Annotated in this window: 18 protein-coding genes; 16 read left to right on the forward strand and 2 right to left on the reverse strand. The window is 43.1% G+C overall.

The window, feature by feature from the left end; all coding sequences use genetic code 11:
- Positions 1–135: 135 nt before the first annotated feature.
- Both GTO83_RS01485 and GTO83_RS01490 read left to right on the forward strand, forming a co-directional pair.
- Positions 136–1,140 carry a LacI family DNA-binding transcriptional regulator gene (locus GTO83_RS01485; protein ID WP_180871407.1) on the forward strand — a complete coding sequence of 335 codons (1,005 nt, stop codon included), beginning with the start codon at positions 136–138 and terminating at the stop codon, positions 1,138–1,140.
- 82 nt (positions 1,141–1,222) lie between these two features.
- Positions 1,223–1,906 carry a hypothetical protein gene (locus tag GTO83_RS01490; protein ID WP_180871408.1) on the forward strand — a complete coding sequence of 228 codons (684 nt, stop codon included), beginning with the start codon at positions 1,223–1,225 and terminating at the stop codon, positions 1,904–1,906.
- A 27-nt stretch (positions 1,907–1,933) separates the two neighbouring features.
- On the opposite strand, the gene GTO83_RS01495 is transcribed toward GTO83_RS01490, so the two are convergent.
- Entirely contained in the window at positions 1,934–2,398 is a 465-nt protein-coding gene (locus tag GTO83_RS01495; protein ID WP_180871409.1) for a low molecular weight protein-tyrosine-phosphatase, read from the reverse strand.
- Positions 2,399–2,537: 139 nt separating this feature from the next.
- Between GTO83_RS01495 and GTO83_RS01500 the strand changes: the two genes are divergently transcribed.
- The 7 genes from GTO83_RS01500 to GTO83_RS01530 all read left to right on the forward strand — a co-directional run bounded on the left by GTO83_RS01500 (position 2,538) and on the right by GTO83_RS01530 (position 9,067).
- A complete protein-coding gene (locus GTO83_RS01500) occupies positions 2,538–3,104 on the forward strand; it encodes a LemA family protein (protein ID WP_180872087.1) in 567 nt (188 codons plus the stop codon).
- Positions 3,105–3,114: 10 nt separating this feature from the next.
- Positions 3,115–3,996 carry a zinc metalloprotease HtpX gene (gene htpX, locus GTO83_RS01505; protein WP_180871410.1) on the forward strand — a complete coding sequence of 294 codons (882 nt, stop codon included), beginning with the start codon at positions 3,115–3,117 and terminating at the stop codon, positions 3,994–3,996.
- 263 nt (positions 3,997–4,259) lie between these two features.
- Entirely contained in the window at positions 4,260–5,642 is a 1,383-nt protein-coding gene (murF, locus tag GTO83_RS01510; RefSeq protein WP_180871411.1) for a UDP-N-acetylmuramoyl-tripeptide--D-alanyl-D-alanine ligase, read from the forward strand.
- An 86-nt stretch (positions 5,643–5,728) separates the two neighbouring features.
- On the forward strand, positions 5,729–7,213 hold the full coding sequence (locus GTO83_RS01515) for a DEAD/DEAH box helicase (protein WP_180871412.1): 1,485 nt from the start codon (positions 5,729–5,731) through the stop codon (positions 7,211–7,213).
- A gap of 3 nt (positions 7,214–7,216) precedes the next feature.
- A complete protein-coding gene (gene acpS, locus GTO83_RS01520) occupies positions 7,217–7,585 on the forward strand; it encodes a holo-ACP synthase (protein ID WP_180871413.1) in 369 nt (122 codons plus the stop codon).
- Complete coding sequence (alr, locus tag GTO83_RS01525) at positions 7,578–8,705, forward strand: alanine racemase (RefSeq protein WP_180871414.1); 1,128 nt, start codon at positions 7,578–7,580, stop codon at positions 8,703–8,705. The genes acpS and alr overlap by 8 nt, the downstream gene beginning before the upstream one ends.
- Positions 8,705–9,067, forward strand: coding sequence for a type II toxin-antitoxin system PemK/MazF family toxin (locus GTO83_RS01530; RefSeq protein ID WP_180871415.1), 363 nt, complete (start codon positions 8,705–8,707; stop codon positions 9,065–9,067). Before alr ends, GTO83_RS01530 begins: the two co-directional genes overlap by 1 nt.
- A 54-nt stretch (positions 9,068–9,121) precedes the next feature.
- Here GTO83_RS01530 and cbpA read toward each other — a convergent pair whose 3' ends face one another.
- Positions 9,122–9,754 carry a cyclic di-AMP binding protein CbpA gene (gene cbpA / locus GTO83_RS01535; protein WP_180871416.1) on the reverse strand — a complete coding sequence of 211 codons (633 nt, stop codon included), beginning with the start codon at positions 9,752–9,754 and terminating at the stop codon, positions 9,122–9,124.
- 177 nt (positions 9,755–9,931) lie between these two features.
- On the opposite strand from cbpA, the gene pth reads away from it, so the two are divergent.
- The 7 genes from pth to hpt all read left to right on the forward strand — a co-directional run bounded on the left by pth (position 9,932) and on the right by hpt (position 17,532).
- Positions 9,932–10,492, forward strand: coding sequence for an aminoacyl-tRNA hydrolase (gene pth / locus GTO83_RS01540; protein ID WP_180871417.1), 561 nt, complete (start codon positions 9,932–9,934; stop codon positions 10,490–10,492).
- 97 nt (positions 10,493–10,589) lie between these two features.
- Entirely contained in the window at positions 10,590–14,108 is a 3,519-nt protein-coding gene (mfd, locus tag GTO83_RS01545) for a transcription-repair coupling factor (RefSeq protein ID WP_180871418.1), read from the forward strand.
- Positions 14,095–14,364 (forward strand): RNA-binding S4 domain-containing protein, encoded by a 270-nt coding sequence (locus tag GTO83_RS01550; protein WP_180871419.1) that lies wholly within the window; start codon positions 14,095–14,097, stop codon positions 14,362–14,364. Before mfd ends, GTO83_RS01550 begins: the two co-directional genes overlap by 14 nt.
- A gap of 225 nt (positions 14,365–14,589) precedes the next feature.
- Positions 14,590–14,952 carry a septum formation initiator family protein gene (locus GTO83_RS01555; RefSeq protein WP_180871420.1) on the forward strand — a complete coding sequence of 121 codons (363 nt, stop codon included), beginning with the start codon at positions 14,590–14,592 and terminating at the stop codon, positions 14,950–14,952.
- A gap of 159 nt (positions 14,953–15,111) precedes the next feature.
- Positions 15,112–15,618, forward strand: a complete 507-nt coding sequence (locus GTO83_RS01560; protein WP_180871421.1) for a S1 RNA-binding domain-containing protein — start codon at positions 15,112–15,114, stop codon at positions 15,616–15,618.
- On the forward strand, positions 15,618–16,994 hold the full coding sequence (gene tilS, locus GTO83_RS01565; RefSeq protein ID WP_180871422.1) for a tRNA lysidine(34) synthetase TilS: 1,377 nt from the start codon (positions 15,618–15,620) through the stop codon (positions 16,992–16,994). The genes GTO83_RS01560 and tilS overlap by 1 nt, the downstream gene beginning before the upstream one ends.
- Positions 16,987–17,532: a hypoxanthine phosphoribosyltransferase gene (gene hpt / locus GTO83_RS01570; RefSeq protein WP_180871423.1), complete on the forward strand. Its 546-nt coding sequence runs from the start codon at positions 16,987–16,989 to the stop codon at positions 17,530–17,532. Before tilS ends, hpt begins: the two co-directional genes overlap by 8 nt.
- Positions 17,533–17,622: the final 90 nt, after the last annotated feature.

The raw sequence follows: 17,622 nt of genomic DNA on the forward strand, positions 1-17,622 counted from the left end.
ATAAAGCGTTTTGCGTTAAAAATCAACAAACAGGATAAGGATACTAAGCCGGACTTTTTGGCATCCTTATCCTGTTTTTAGTTGGTAAAAACTGTTAAAATAATCAGTATTATTTTGTAGAGTAGGGTTGAGAACGTGAGTCAAAGAATCAAATTAGAAGATGTTGCAAAGCTAGCGGGAGTTTCACGAGCTACAGTTTCGCGGGTAATCAATCGGCGTGGCTACTTAAGTCAAAGGACAATCTTAAAAGTCGAGCAGGCAATGGAAAGACTGGACTATCATCCGAATGTTATTGCTCGCCAGATGCATTCGCAACGTACAAATTTAATCGGAATTATTGTTCCAACCGTAGGGAACCCGTTTTTTGGAGAACTAACAGCAGCGATGGAACATGAGCTTTTTAAAAAGGGTTACAAGGTATTGGTGGGGGATGCTCTCAATGATCCCGAAAAAGAACAACGTTATTTACGCCAATTACTGGGCCACCAGGTGGATGGTCTAATAATTGCAACCCATAACGCTAATATTCCTGAGTATCAAAATACTAATTTACCGATTGTAGCAATTGATCGATTTTTACGGTCTGATATTCCAGTTGTTTATTCTGATAACTATGGTGGGGCAAAACAGGCTTGTGAGGCCCTGATTCAGCGGGGAGCCAAGTATATTATTCATACGGATGATTTATCACCGCTCAATGATCAAGATACGGCGCGGCGTCGGGCTTATGAAGCGGTAATGAAAGCTCACGATCGACCAGCAATTACCTATCCAAGCTTACCGGATCCCAAACAAAACCGGGAAGCATTGCAAAAAATTTTCATAGAACACCCAGAAGTTGATGCGATTTTTACCAGTAATGATCTTGATGCGGCCACCCTGTTAGATTTAGCAGTTGAGAATGGCTATGTAGTTCCCGATCAACTACAAATTATTGGTTATGATGGGACCCAAACCACCCAACGACTTTTACCCCGTTTAGCTACAGTGGTTCAACCAATTCCAGCAATGGCAAAGAAAGCTATTGAATTACTAGAAGCTAAGCTTAACCAACAAGCGGTTCCGGAAGAAGTCGTTTTATCGGTTAACTTAAAATTAGGATCCACAGTAAAAAATTATAAAATTAATGGAGAGTACTAAAATAAGTGTACTGATTACCAGAAAATGTTAAAATAATGTTGTATCAACTAAAATAACTTCGGAAGAATTAGGAGGATCCATCATGGCAAGCCAATTTGGAAAACGCATTTTAATTGGGACAGTTACACTGGGGATGGCTTTGTCCTTAGCGGCATGTGGTAATTCCGCTACTCCAAGTGGCAGTTCGGCTAAATCAAGCAGTACCCAAACGATGGATTCAACGGCGACAGCGGTTAAGCAAGCCAACCATTTGATCAGCGAAGGAAAATACCAAGCAGCGCTTGATAAGTTAAATGCTTTAGACCACCAGACAACGACGACATCAGCATTGCGGCGCGATCTTAAGAACTACTTAGCAGCTAAGAGTAGCTTAAAAGACAATAATTACGATGAAGCGGCAACTAGTTTATCAACAGTTAAGTCAACTAGTTCGAGCATGAAATCTGCTTACAGTAAGTTGCGGAGTCAAATTGCTTCGGCAAAAGAGTCAGGGACGAGCACAAACGCTACGAGTCAAGCTAATTCAAATAGTAATAGTTCAGCAGCTAATGCAAGTGTTGCTTCTGCCACAAGTGAAGATGTCGTTAATACTTTTGCCAGTCAAGCCGGCTTTAATAAAGAAGGCTACGGAATTATCCCCGTCAGCAAAAATGGGAATGTTTACCGGTTTGAAGTTCGACAAGATAATGCGGATGGGTCAGTTGCCAACTTTGTCGGTATATATGACTTTAATGCCACAACAAAGCAGATTACTCAGATTCAATAAAAAAGGCTGCCATTATGGCAGCTTTTTTTATTGAATCTGTTTCTTCACGTAATTTAACCAGTTCGGCAAAGCCAGGGCCAAACTGTCATAGGTATCTTGGAAGCGATGAGTATACCATGGATCAGGGATTGGTTCGCCCTTGTGACCGGGGGTAAAGTCATTGATGGCATACACTTTATCTTGATATTGACGTGGTGCCATGGCTTTTAAATTATGCATATTCATCTCGTCCATCCCGATAATCAAATCGTAATTAGCAAAGTCTGTCATTGTAATCGGCCGTGACCGGTGCTCGCGATCATTAAGATGGTACTTTTCCATAATCTTGCGCGCCCCTGGGTGAGGACGATTGCCTTCTTCATGGGAACTAGTGGCCGCCGATGCGACTTCAACTTGGCTAGTTAAATTAGCATCTTGAAGTTCTTTTAAAAACATTGCCTCGGCCATTGGGGAGCGACAAATATTACCAAGACAAACAAATAATACTTTCATAAAGATTTCTCCTTTTGATGGTTCTACCTAAATCATAAGAGAATTATAAGATAATTACCACCCGGTTAGTTTTGGCTAGGCACAAATTAAGAGAATTGGTACAATTAGATGATCAAATAGAATATTGGAGGAAAAAATGATAGCTTTAATTATTGTGATTGTAATTGTTGCTGTAATTGTTATTTGGTATATTTCGGCTTACAACAATTTGGTTAACCTACGGACCCATGCGCAAGAAGCTTGGAGTCAAATCGACGTTCAATTGCAACGACGGAACGATTTAATCCCGAACTTACTTTCAACCGTTAAGGGGTACAGTAAGTATGAACAAAAAACCTTGGAAAAGGTTACCCAATTGCGGCAACAAATGGTTGCGATGCCATCAAGTGACCACAAGGGAGTAATGGAAGTTGCTGATAAGCTAACGGGGGCCCTCAACTCACTTTATGCGGTTGCTGAAAACTACCCCGATTTAAAGGCAAGTACGGAGTACAGTAAGTTGATGGAAGAATTAAGTAATACGGAAAATAAGATTGCCTACTCGCGCCAACTTTACAACTCAGTTGTAGCCAATTTAAATGCTAAGATTCAAAACTTCCCGGCAAATATTATAGCGAAAAAGCACCACTTTACGGCGATGGATTACCTCCAAGTGCCAGATACGGCTAAGGAAGCACCAAAGGTTTCTTTTGACGATTTAGATTAGGGGAAGTCCGATGTTATATCAACAAATAGCAATGAATAAACGCCGGACAATTTATGTGATGGCCGGTTTTACCTTCTTAGTGTCCCTAATTGGAGCAGCGGTGGGGCGATTATTTGCCGGCTCGACCGTTGGTGGGGTTATTATTGCCCTAATTATTACTTTGATTTATGTGTCGGTGATGGTGGGGCAATCAACCGACGTGGTAATGAGTATGAATAATGCTCATGAAATTACGGATGCTAATCAATATCCAGAATTATGGCACGTGGTGGAAGATATGGCGATGGTGGCTCAAGTGCCAATGCCGCGAGTTTTTGTAATTGATGATCCCAGTCCTAATGCTTTTGCAACGGGAAATAACCCTGAACATGCGGCAGTGGCAGCAACGACTGGTTTACTGGCCATTATGGACCGCGAAGAGCTTGAAGGTGTTATGGCCCATGAAATGACTCACGTACGAAATTATGATATTCGTTTACAAACGATTGCCTTAGCCCTGGCTTCAGCAATTAGTTTGTTAGTTAACTTTGCTAGCAATTTTTGGTGGTTTGGTGGACATAGAGATGATGACCGGCGTGACGGTGGTGGGATTATTGCCATTTTCGGTTCCATTTTACTAATTATCTTAGCGCCCCTTGCCGCTACCATTGCCCAAATGGCCCTTTCCAGAAATCGGGAATACCTTGCCGATGCTGGAGCAGTGGAACTAACAAGAAATCCGCAAGGGATGATTCGAGCGTTGGAAGCACTTAAGGGGGCTCCGGCAATGCAAAATGCCGATCCAAACAGTTCAGCGTTGTATATTAACGATCCGGCGGGAAGTAAGTTTAGTCATTTGTTTGACACCCATCCGCCGCTAGATGCGCGAATTGAACGGTTAAAGCAACTGTGATGAATTAAGAAGTGGGGAGAAAATCTCGGCTTCTTTTTTATTTCTAAGATTACATTGCGTATAAAATCAGCAACCCGCATAAATAAGATTGGAGGTAACAAGTGCGATGGCTTTAGGTTACCTTGAAGCTCTCCCTAACGATCTGACCCTCTAAATAAGGCCTCAGTCTTGAGAAAGCTTTTTATCTAATTCGCACTCGTCTCTGTTCGGTGATATAATAAGAAAACGTCTAATACGAGGAAGAAAAAAGAGGAAATTTACCGATGAAGATGGAATTAGCCGAAATCGCCCAAGCGGTGCAGGCCCAAAATGACATTTCCCAATGGCAAGACCAGGAAGTTACAAGCGTTGCCTTTGACAGTCGGAATTTAAAGCCCGGGGCGCTTTTTGTCCCATTACAAGGGGCCCATGATGGTCATCAATATGTTGCCAAGGCATTTGAAAATGGTGCGGTAGCAAGCCTTTGGGCCGCTGATCACGACTACATAGCAGACGGTCAACCGCGGTTAGTAGTAGATGATCCCCTAACTGCTCTTCAAGCATTGGGAAAGTACTACCTTAACAAAATTAACCCGAAAGTAGTTGCAATTACGGGAAGCAACGGGAAAACCACTACCAAGGATATGGTAGCGGCAATTTTGAGTACCCAAATGAATGTGACGAAGACGCATGCCAATTTTAATAATGAGATTGGGGTTCCAGTTACCTTATTAAACATGGATGCAAGTACTGAAGCAGTTGTTGTTGAAATGGGGATGGACCACTTCAACCAACTCGATTTACTCAGTCGGTTAGTTACTCCTGATATTGCGGTTATAACAATGATCGGAGAAGCGCATATTGAATTCTTTGGGACCCGGGATAAGATCGCGGATGCCAAGATGGAAATTACCCATGGCTTGCAAGAAGATGGCTTCTTGGTTTTCGATGGGGACGAGCCCCTGCTTCAAGAACGGGTAAAAAATTTGCAACAAGCAACGCGGACTTTTGGCCGGCAACTTGATAATGATTTGTACGCAACGAGCGTAAAACCTGCGAGCGACCACGTTGAATTTAAGGTTAACGAATGGCCCGACGAAAACTTTGTAATTCCAATGGTTGGGGAATACAACGTTAACAATGCTTTAGCAGCAATGGAAGTTGGGAAATTAATGCATGTTACCCCTGATCATATGCGGGAAGCATTGAAAAAATTTGATTTAACCGCTAACCGAACCGAGTGGGTTACGGGAGCAAACGGTGAGCGAATTCTTTCTGATGTTTACAACTCAAATCCAACGGCTGTGAAAGAGGTCATTAAGACCTTAGCTGAAGTTCCGGTTAAAGGAAAACGGATCCTGGTCTTAGGCGATATGTTAGAGCTTGGTGAAGCAAGTGCTGAGCTGCATGCTAGCTTAGCCTCTGGGATCAACCACGATCAATTTAAGGAAGTTTACTTGATTGGAACGGAAATTGAGGCGTTACAAAAGCAACTAATTGAACAAGGTTACCCCACTGGTGATATCCATTATTTCCCAAAGGATCAGCAAGCGGCAATGGCTGAAGCTTTAAAGACTGACCTAACGGCAGATGATGTGGTCTTACTAAAGGCTAGTCACGGGATTCACTTAGAGCAAACTTTGGCAGCTTTAAAGGCAAATAATTAGGTGAAATGGCTCGGCAATGGCAGGTTATTTAGTTATTGCCGCCATTTTACGTTTACAGAAACAAATAATTTTTATGAGGTGACAATTTGAAATTTGGAGAACTAGGTTTATCAAAGAGTTTATTACGAGCAATTCAAAAGAGTGGTTATGAAGAAGCCACTCCGATCCAAGAACAAACAATTCCGCTTGTATTAGAGGGGAAAGATGTGATTGGTCAAGCTCAAACAGGGACTGGAAAGACGGCGGCCTTTGGGTTACCGCTTTTAGAGCATGTCGATCTTGATAATCCAGCAATTCAAGCCATTATTATTTCACCGACCCGCGAATTGGCAATTCAAACCCAAGAAGAGTTATTCCGTTTAGGTCGGGAAAAGCACGTTAAGGTCCAAGTTGTTTACGGTGGGGCTGATATTCGGCGGCAAATCAAAGCCTTAAAGCAAAATCCGCAGATTTTAGTTGGGACGCCAGGTCGTTTACGCGATCACCTTAACCGAGAAACGGTTAAACTTGACCAAGTTAAAACTTTAGTCTTGGATGAAGCTGACGAAATGCTAAACATGGGCTTCTTAGATGATATTGAAGCCATCATTAAACAGACGCCTGCTGATCGGCAAACCTTACTTTTCTCAGCAACGATGCCTCCAGAAATTAAGAAAATTGGGGTTCAATTTATGCATGAACCGCAAACGGTTAAGATTGCGGCCAAGGAATTGACGACGGACCTGGTTGATCAATATTACATCCGGGCGAAGGATTATGAAAAGTTTGATATCATGACCCGGTTGATTGATGTCCAAGACCCTGATTTGACGATTGTATTTGGTCGCACAAAGCGGCGAGTCGATGAATTATCGCGAGGCTTGATTGCCCGGGGCTACAACGCAGCGGGAATCCATGGGGATTTAACGCAAGAACGCCGGACGAAGATTATGAAACGCTTTAAGAACGGCGCCTTGGATATTTTAGTTGCAACCGATGTTGCCGCCCGGGGCCTTGATATTTCTGGGGTTACCCATGTTTATAACTATGATATTCCATCTGATCCTGATTCATATGTTCACCGGATTGGGCGGACTGGCCGGGCTGGCCACCACGGAGTTTCATTAACCTTTGTGACGCCAAATGAAATGGATTACCTCCATGAAATTGAAAAATTGACCCGGGTTCGGATGCTTCCACTGAAACCGCCAACGGCTGAAGAAGCTTTTCGCGGACAAGTTGCAAGTGCCGTTAATGACATTAACGATTTGATCCAGGACAAAACGACTGAACGTTACCATGAATCAGCGGCTAAACTATTGGATAGCTACGATGCCATTGATCTAGTAGCGGCCCTTTTAAATGACTTAACTAAAGATACGGCAGAACAAGTTCCAGTTAAGATTACCCCTGAACGGCCATTACCACGACGAAAGAGTGATCGGCGAGGTGGTTATCGCGGACATCGCAAGGGTAGGCGCCGTGATTTTCACCGGGAGCACCAACGGCATTTTAACGGGTCGCGAAACCGAGGACGTCATGATGGTAAGGGGAAAAAACCTGGTTTCCGGATGCACCGGAAGGAGGATTAGCAAATGATTGCCGGTCTGGGAATTGATATTACGGAATTAGCCCGGGTAAAGGTAGCGATTGAAAACCATCCCAGCTTTATTGACCGGATTCTTACGACAGCTGAGCAGGCTCAAGCTGCCAACTTTCATCATCAACGGAAAGTGGAATATATTGCTGGTCGGTGGTCTTTAAAAGAATCCTTTAGTAAGGCGATGGGAACAGGGATTAGTAAAACAGTTGGTTTCTTAGACCTTGAAATTCTAGATAACGAATTAGGGCAACCAATTGTTACTAAATCGCCTTATCCTGGCCCAGCCCACGTTTCAGTTAGTCATACTAAAGAGTTGGTAATGACAGAAGTAATTCTAGAAAGGAATGCGCAAGATGATTAGTGCACAACTACGTGATGCTAACTTGGTGGTAAACCTTGCAGCTTTACGCCATAATTTAAAAACTCAGGTTGCTAAGCTTCCCGCTGGTAGTCGAATTTTGCCAGTGGTAAAGGCTAATGCCTACGGAAATGGCTTAGTACCAGTGGTTAATAGTTTAAAGAACGAACCAGAAGTTGCCGGTTTTTGTGTGGCCTTGCTTGACGAAGGACTACGATTGCGTGATGAAGGGATCGGCCAAATGATTTTGGTTTTGGGAATTACCCCGGTTCAGTACGCGTTAGTTGCGGCCCGCGAAGGAATTTCACTGACTGTCGGATCATTAGCGTGGTTACAAGAGTACCTTCAAATTGCACGGGTAGCTAAAGTTACCACTCCCTTGCGGGTTCACCTGGGCCTAGATACGGGGATGGGGCGAATTGGCTTTACAGACGAAGAAGAACTTGCCCAAGCAGTTGACTTGTTGGCAAAGGATCCGCACTTTGTGTTTGAAGGGATATTTACCCATTTTTCAACAGCTGATAGCGCCGACACAGCTTATTTTGAAAAGCAATATGCTAATTGGCAACGCCTTACGAGTGTTGTTAAGCATCTGCCGCCGTTTGTACACGTGGCTAACTCAGCAACCGCCCTTTGGCATAAAGGTGAGGTAGTTGGTAATACGGTACGGATGGGAATCTCGTTATATGGATTAAATCCTTCTGGCCGCGACCTAACGCCAACCTGGGATTTGGAGCCGGTTATGTCATTAACAGCTAAGTTAACGTTCGTTAAACGCCTTAAAAAGGGAAGCTCAGTAAGTTATGGAGCAACCTATACCGCCCAAGCAGATGAATGGGTCGGCACGGTGCCAGTTGGTTATGCGGATGGCTATGCCCGGGGATTAACGGGTTATTACGTCCTAGTGGATGGTCAAAGGTGTCCAATTTTAGGCCGGATTTGCATGGATCAATTTATGATCCGATTACCAAAACAAATGCCAGTAGGGACAGAAGTAGTCCTGATGGGTAAGTCGGGCGAGGCGGAGATTACAGCAACCGACTTAGCAGATCAATTAAATACCATTAACTACGAGGTGTTGACGGGGATGAACGAACGGCTACACCGGGAGTATGTTAATTAATGGTCTTTAAACGGACCCAAGAAATCATGCGGGGCGATATTTTTTACGCTGACCTTGATCCTGTAATTGGTTCTGAACAGGGTGGGGTGCGCCCGGTTCTGGTTGTTCAAAATGATGTGGGGAATCTCCATAGTCCAACGGTAATTATCGCTGCTATTACAACGAAATTAACCAAGCACCGTTTGCCAACCCACGTTTTCTTAGCCGCCGCTGATTCTGGAATTGCGAAAAACTCGATGATTTTGTTGGAACAAGTGCGAACCATTGACAAACATCGGCTTCGTCAACGCGTAACCCATCTTAATCCAACTATCATGAAGCGCGTTGATCACGCTTTACGAGTTAGCTTTCACGTTAAATAAAAGGACATGTTTCAAGATCACTTCTTGGGTGACTTTGAAACATGTCCTTTTTCATTAGGCGTGTAAACTTTCAATTTCTGGAACTTCAAAACCGCGGCGTTTCAAACGTTTAATGATTTTTTGAAGTTTGTCTTCATCCACATCTGCTGGTAAAGTAAACAGAATTTCCTTTGTTTCATCATCGTGTGGATTTAAGGAAATTACGTTTACAATTTGGGTATAACGGGTAATTTCCTTTGAAATCGTTGAAAGATCACCTCGTTCATCAAGAACCCGAACGGTGATAACGTAGCTCCCTTTATTAACGTTCCAGGCTTCGGCCAATAATTTTAGTAAACTATTATGGGTTAAGATCCCATAAAAATGGTTTTCGCTATCCAAGACAGCGATGTATGGTAAGTCGCGAATAGTGAAGAAAACAGTATAAAAAGATGAGTTAATGGAAATAAACTTAGTAGCGTTTTTTAATAATGCCGTGACAGGCAAACTCATATCACCGCCTCGCGATTTGTGGCGATAGAGGTGCATTTTGTAAATATTCCCTCGAAAAATGGTTCCCGTAGGATCTAGCACAGGAACGCACCGATATCCGGAATCTTCAAGAGTGGTCAAAGCGTCTGCCAACGTTGCATTTTCCGAAAGGGTTGTAAGAGTTTCCTTTGGCTTAATTAACGATTTAAAAATCATAAAAAGCTCCTTTATTTCTACCGAATTAATACCGGCTTTCATCATACCATAAATTGGTGAAAAATGAGAAGCTGATGAGAAAGAAAATTAAAATTATTGAACAGTTAACTTTAATCTTCCCCACTAAATTCGGTATAATTAAAAAGATTGCCAAATAATAAAATGAGGTGGAAAAACGTGAAAATGATTGTTGGCTTGGGAAATATCGGTACCCAATATGATGAAACCCGGCATAACACTGGCTTTATGGTGGTTGAACAATTTGCCCGTGACTATCACCTAGGAGCATTTACCCACGCAAAAGTTGAAGCAGTTATCGCAAGTGGGGTTGTCGACGGTGAAAAAGTAATTTTGGTTAAGCCGACAACTTATATGAATGATTCTGGGCGAGCGGTTAAGCCCCTAATGGATTACTATCGGCTTGATTTAGCTGATTTGGTCATTGTTAATGATGACTTGGATATGCCAGTTGGTAAGGTCCGTTTAAAGACTCATGGTAAGTCGGGGGGACACAATGGTTTGAAGAGTATTATTCAGTACTTAGGAACGGATAAGTTTAACCGGGTGAAGGTTGGGATTGATCATCCTAAGCAAGGAACGGTTGTGAGCCACGTCCTCGGTAAATTTTCGAAGGACGAACGGCCAGCCTTTGATGTGGCAGTGGCTAAAGCCGAAGATGCCCTTGCCGATTGGGTAAAGGGAGAAGACTTCGCTCATTTGATGAATGATTATAATTAATCAAACGGCTTTGCCCAAAAAGCCTACGATGATAAGTAAAGCAAAATTGCGTAGAACTTAACCTAGAGCAGGTTAAAAAAGTTAGGTGGTGGGATGAATGGAGTTAACCGATTACTTAAATCAAGTTCCGCAAATCGAGAAAATAAAGGTTGAAATTAAAAAGCGACATCGGCAATTAGTAACGGGAATTGCTGGTTCCGCAAAAACCCTCTTGCTAGCAAACCTTCAAAAAGAATTACCTGGCCCACAATTGGTACTGGTTGATAGTCTTTTCCATATGGAAGAGTTGGTTAATGATTTAAATAACTTACTGCCAGAAACGATGGTATATTCATTCCCAGCAGAAGAGAGTTTGGCAATGGCGATGGCAGTTAGCTCGCCAAATTACCGATTAGCGCGGGTAATGGCCCTCCATGCTTTGCAGGCTGAACAGCCAGCAATTATCGTTGCCCCTACTGCTGGTTTAATGCGTCCGTTACCGCAACCAACCACCTTTAATCAAGCGACGCTTCGGGTTGCCGTTGGTGACGATTTAGACTTAACAGCAACGATTGAACGGTTGTCACTGATGGGGTATGTGCGCCAAAAAATGGTCATGGCTCCGGGAGATTTTGCGGTCCGGGGATCGATTATTGATATTTATGCCCTTAACACCCCATACCCGGTGCGGATTGACTTGTTTGATACCGAGGTTGATTCACTTCGTTATTTTGAAGCTGATAGCCAGCGGAGTGTTCAAAATATTGAAGAAGCCGAAATTTTACCGGCGACCGAGTTAGTTTTGGATCAGCAAGCTTGTCTGGCGGCCGCAAAACGCTTAAAAGAAGAGCTAGCCACGCTAGAATCAACGTTAGCAGAGTCAAATTCAGTCCAACATGATTATCAAGCTTTGATTGAAGAATTAAAGCATGGTCATGTGCCGGAAACGGCCCTTGGTTATGCCGATAATATTTTTCCAAAGGCAACGAATCTGTTAGCATACTTACCAAAATCAGGAAGCCTAGTAATTGACGATCTGAGCCGCATTAAGGAGCAAGAGAAAACCTTAGTCTTAGATCAAAATAATTGGCAGGCTGATCGGCCGATTGCTGGGAAACTAATTGGCCCGCAAATCATTGCCAATTTAACTAGTGATCACCACGCTCAGTTATACTTAGCCCGGTTTAAAAAGGGGTTAGGCAACTTCCAATTTAGTCAACTCTTAGATCTCCACGCCCGGGAAATGCAACGTTTCTTTGGCCAGGTAGATTTGCTTAAAAATGAACTCCATCGCTATCTTGACCAAGGGGAAACGGTGGTAATTTTAACGGCAAATGAACAACGCCGGCGAAAAGTAGCAACTGACCTGACATCGTTTGGGTTAAGCGCCCTTGAAACAACGGTGACGGAATTAAAGCCTCATCAACTACAACTAGTGGCTGGAAGCTTAAATAATGGCTTTGAACTTCCGCCGGCTGAACTAGTGGTAATTACTGAAAGTGAATTATTTGCCCAATTAAAAAAGCGGCGGGTACGGGCCCAACGTTTATCAAATGCGGAACGAATTAAGTCGTATACCGATTTGAAGCCTGGTGATTTTGTGGTCCATGTTAATCATGGGATTGGGATATTTGCAGGGATCAAGACGATGGAAGTTGATGGTGTCCATCAAGATTATATCGTGATCGACTACCGGGACCATGCCCAAATTTTTGTCCCCGTTACCCAATTAAACCTGGTCCAAAAGTATGTAGCCGCAGAAGGAAAACAACCACGGATTAACCGCTTAGGTGGGAGTGAATGGGCCAAAACCAAGCACCGGGTAGCCGCAAAGGTTGAAGATATTGCGGATGAATTAGTGGATCTGTACGCTCAGCGCAAGGTTGCCAAGGGCTTTGCCTTTCCACCCGATGATTATCTGCAAGCAAAATTTGATGATAATTTTCCATATGCCGAAACACCAGACCAATTACAAAGTATTGATGAAATTAAAACTGACATGGAGAAGGCTAAGCCAATGGACCGGTTGTTGGTGGGGGATGTTGGCTATGGAAAAACCGAAGTTGCGATGCGCGCAATTTTTAAGGCGGTTACTGGTGGTAAGCAAGTTGCCTTTTTAGTTCCAACCACGATTCTTGCCCAACAACACTTTGACACCTTAACCGACCGCTTTGAAGGATTCCCAGTTAAGATTGCCATGATGTCACGGTTTAAAACCCGGGCAGAACTAAAGGCGACTGAAGAAGGATTGGCCGATGGAACAGTTGACGTAGTTGTCGGGACCCACCGGATTCTCTCAAAAGATGTCCATTTTAAAGATCTTGGTTTATTAATCATTGATGAAGAGCAACGGTTTGGAGTCAAACATAAGGAACGGTTAAAGCAACTTAAAACTAATGTTGATGTCTTAACCTTAACGGCAACGCCAATTCCCCGGACCTTGCACATGTCGATGCTTGGCGTCCGGGATCTCTCGGTCTTGGAAACTCCACCAGATGGACGTTATCCAATTCAGACCTACGTTTTAGAACAAAATGGAGGAGCAATTCAAGCCGGTATCCGGCGGGAAATGCAACGGGGAGGCCAGGTTTATTACTTACACAACCGGGTGAGTGATATTGAACGAACCGTTGCACAGCTCCAAGATTTGGTTCCTGAGGCGCGGATTGGCTATATTCACGGTCAAATGACAGAGGTTCAACTGGAGGGAGTCTTATACGACTTTATTCGGGGCGAATATGATGTTCTGGTTACGACTTCGATTATTGAAACTGGGGTAGATATTCCCAACGTTAATACCCTCTTTGTTGAGAATGCCGATCATATGGGATTGGCTCAGTTATACCAAATTCGGGGTCGAATAGGCCGGAGTAATCGGGTCGCCTACGCTTACTTTATGTATCAGCCTAATAAAGTTTTAACTGAACTTGGGGAGAAGCGTTTAGCGGCGATTCGTGATTTTACTGAGTTAGGGAGTGGTTTTAAGATTGCCATGCGGGATCTTTCCATTCGTGGGGCTGGTAGTTTGCTAGGAAAACAACAACATGGCTTTATCGATTCTGTTGGGTATGACCTGTATTCAACGATGTTAGCGGATGCGGTAGCGAAAAAGCAGGGAAAAGCTAAACCAAAACTTTCCGATGCCGAACTAGAATTGGGCGTAGAAGCATATTTCCCATCAACTTATATCCAAGATCAACGTCAAAAGATTGAACTATATAAAGCCTTACGAAACATTAACTCCACCAAGGAATTAACGGAGCTTACGGGTGACCTAATTGATCGCTATGGTGATTATCCTGCTGCCGTGGCAACCCTCTTACAGGTAGCGGAATTAAAGCTTGACGCTGATCTTGCCCGGTTGGATTATATTCACCGGCAAAAAGATAACCTTTTGATCCGGTTAACAACAGCAGCTTCCCATCAATTAACGGCACCAGAAATCATTCAGGCCCTATCAAAAACTCGTTTTAAAGCCACAATGGGAGAAGATGAAGTTGGGCGCCTAACGATCCGCTTGGTAATTCAGCCCCGGATGACGCAAGCTGATTGGTTGAAACAACTAATTACCTTTGTGGAAAACTTAAAAGTGATCATAATGGAACAAAAGAAAGGTGAAAAAGATGCGATTAGATAAATTCTTAAAGGTTTCGCGAATTATTAAACGGCGGACGATCGCTAAGAAAATTGCCGATCAAGGGCGAATTTTGGTAAACGATCGGGAAGCAAAATCGGCTTCGAAGGTGGCTATTGGGGATGTTTTAACCATCAAATTTGGCAATAAAACTGAAAAGGTCCGGATTGATCGGATTGAAGAAACTACTAAGAAGGCCGACGCCGACGCCATGTACACCATCCTTTCCGAGGAGTATGCGGAGACGTTTGATGATTAAGAAGGTTTTGCCGAAAATTTTGCGATGATAAGCAAGCCAAGTTCAAGGCAGTTAATTTATTTCAAAGGCTGTTTAGCGGTTCCATGCGCCTTACCTGGTAATTGAGATTCCCATTAAAAATTACTAAATAAAAAATGAATTTAATTTTGGATGTCGGCTAGACATTATTTAGTATCGTGTGTCATACTTACGACTAGAAGTGATTAGTCGAAAGGAGTATGGGTCGTGGTAAATAAACGGGTAACAAAGTTAGATAACGAATATACTCGGGCCGTTGGTCAGCTGGCACAAATCCAACGTGAAGAGCGCAAACGAGTTCATATCCGACGAGCAAGCGTAATCCTAGGCATATTTTTGGTGATTGCGACTACCTTAGGGATTCAGTTATGGTCGACGCATCGTCAAATCAGTCAAGTTGATAGCCAAATCAAATCCGCTAAGGTAACGTTGCAAAAAAAGCAGGTGCAAAATAAAGAATTAACGCAAAAACAAAAGTTATTAAAAGATCCAACTTACTTACAAGAGTTACTGCGCTCAAAGTATAACTACGCTAAGAAAGGTGAAATTATCTACAACTTTGTTAAGTAAAGCGATCAAATTAAGTAGTGAGTATGGTATACTCAACTACAATGAATTTAAGGATTTTTAAGGGTTTCGGCTAGGAAGTAAGATTTAGTGCGCAGAGCGCTATCAGAGAAAGCCTTCTTTCTAGGTGCTACCACAATTATTGAGGAGGATTTACTGTTCATGGCAGTTGAAGAAGGCGCTAAGGTTTCTGGAAAGATTTCAGGAATTACTAACTTTGGAGCGTTTGTAGATTTAGATGATAATCAAACGGGATTAGTGCATATCAGTCAGATTTCAAACTCATTTGTTAAGGATATCCATGATGTCTTGGCAGTTGGGGATGAAGTTACCGCAAAAGTTGTTAAGGTTGCCCCAGATGGAAAAATTGCCCTTTCGATGAAGGCGGTTGAAGAACGGCCAGCTCGTTCAAGGCATGGCGAACAGGAAGGTCGGCATAATTACCATGAAGGCAGTCGGGGACATGAACGGCATGAACATTTTCGCCGGGAAACTACAAATTCCCAGCCACGTTCACAAGCGGGTTTTAAGCCTCACGCAAGCCACCATCAAAATGATGACTTTAACAGTATGTTAGCTTCTTTTATGAAGGAAAGTGAATCCCGGCTTTCCATTTTGAAGCGGCAAACCGATGGTAAACGGGGTGGCCGTGGTGGTCGGCGAAGCTAATGGTAACGAATTTAGAAATGGTAATTAAGCGGCACCTTGAAGGGAGTCGCTTTTTTGCTACCCCAACTCCAATCATTGTGGCAACTTCAACCGGGGTTGATTCGATGGTGCTATTAACCTTAGTCCAAAATTTGGTGCCGAAGGAACGTTTGATTGTCGCCCATGTTAACCACCACTTGCGATCCCAAAGTCAAATTGAAGAGCGCTATCTCCGCCAATATTGCCAAGCACACCAGCTAACCTTACGAGTGATGCAGTGGCAAGATCATCCTAAAAATGGTCTTGAAGCGGCAGCTCGTCAGGCGCGGTATCAATTTTTTGCTACGATTATGTCTGAAACCAAGGCTAAAATTTTATTAACTGCCCATCATGCAAATGATCAAGCCGAAACAGTTTTGATGAAACTAGTTCGCGGTGGTGATCCCCACCAATTAGCTGGCCTCCGTCCTCAACGGCCCTTCGCAGGTGGTGAACTGATCCGTCCTTTGTTGACCATCCCCAAAGTGATCTTAATTGACTATGCTAAAACTCACGGGGTTAAGTGGTATGAAGATGAGACGAATCAGGATTTATCAATTACTCGTAATCGGTATCGCCATCAATATCTACCAGAGCTTGCCACCGAAAATCCCCAAATTATTTCGGATCTTGGTCAGACTGCGGCTCAATTGCAAGACTGGTTAACTTTTGCGCAAACCCAGCTACAAACTCAATTACAGTCATTAGTTAGTGAAAAGGGGCTTGATTTGCGCTTATGGTGGCAATCTTCGGCGGCTACCCAGCGGTTGTTATTGCAAACATGGCTCCATCAAAACGGAATCGTAAATTATAAGTGGACGGCCTTGGTACAACTTCAACGTCGGCTCCAACCGGGAGAATTACCGAACCAAACTTTCGCTTTACCAGGAAAATGGCGATTAATTCGGAACTACCATTTGCTTTATTTGGAAAATTTGGATAAATTGAATCAAAAGCCGAATGATTCGGGGCAAAATATGGTAAAATTTGCTCATTGGCAAACTGTAAATTCAAGCCGAGCAATTTTAATTAGTGCCAATCGGCAAACGGATTTACCACTCAACCACTTAGTGGCAACGGTCTGGCTTCGTCCAAGCGACTTACCGTTGATGATCCGCCCGGCCAAACTCACAGATCGTCTCCGGTTGAAAAATGGGGGATTTCAGACGGTACGGCGAATTTTTATTAATCAAAAAGTTCCCGTTGATCAACGGCAAAAAGCTAAAGTTTTAGTTGATCAGTCTGGGCGGGTTTGGTGGTTAATTGGTTATAAAACTGCTTGGTGGGATTGGCCAAAACAAACTAACGGATGGCAACAGTTACGATTCTTTCAAAGAAAGGTAGAAAATCATGAATAACGATATTGAGCGTGTCTTGTATAGTGAAAGCCAAATTCAAAGCCGGATTGCTGAAATGGCAAAGCAAATTGAAAATGACTATGCTGACAAGCGACCAGTGGTAATTTCAGTTTTAACCGGAGCAATTTTATTTACGGTTGACTTACTGGAAAAGTTGGATGTTTATACCACTTTAGATTTTATCGATGTTTCAAGTTATTTTGGGGGAACCGAATCATCTGGTCGAGTTGAATTAGTCCGCGATCTAAAGTCGGATGTTAAGGGAAAAGATATTTTAATTTGTGAAGATATCATTGATTCCGGGCGGACGCTTCAATTCTTAGTTGATTTATTAAAAAAACGGGGTGCTAAGTCAATTAAGGTTGCCACCATGCTTGATAAACCAGACGGGCGTGATGAAGCCGTAACAGTTAAAGCTGATTATGCCGGCTTTACTGTGCCAAACGAATTTTTAGTTGGATATGGACTTGATTACGATGGCTTTTACCGGAACTTACCGTATGTTGGGATTTTGAAGCCAGCTGTTTACAGCAAGTAATTTTACAAGACTGACATTTGTTGTTTAAATTAATGGTCAATGTTAGTCAAGTGTGGTATATTAAGGCCATTATGAATGGCAGATAGCCGT

This window comes from Lactobacillus sp. 3B(2020) (genome assembly GCF_013487845.1).
GTDB classification, from domain to species: Bacteria; Bacillota; Bacilli; order Lactobacillales; family Lactobacillaceae; genus Limosilactobacillus; species Limosilactobacillus alvi.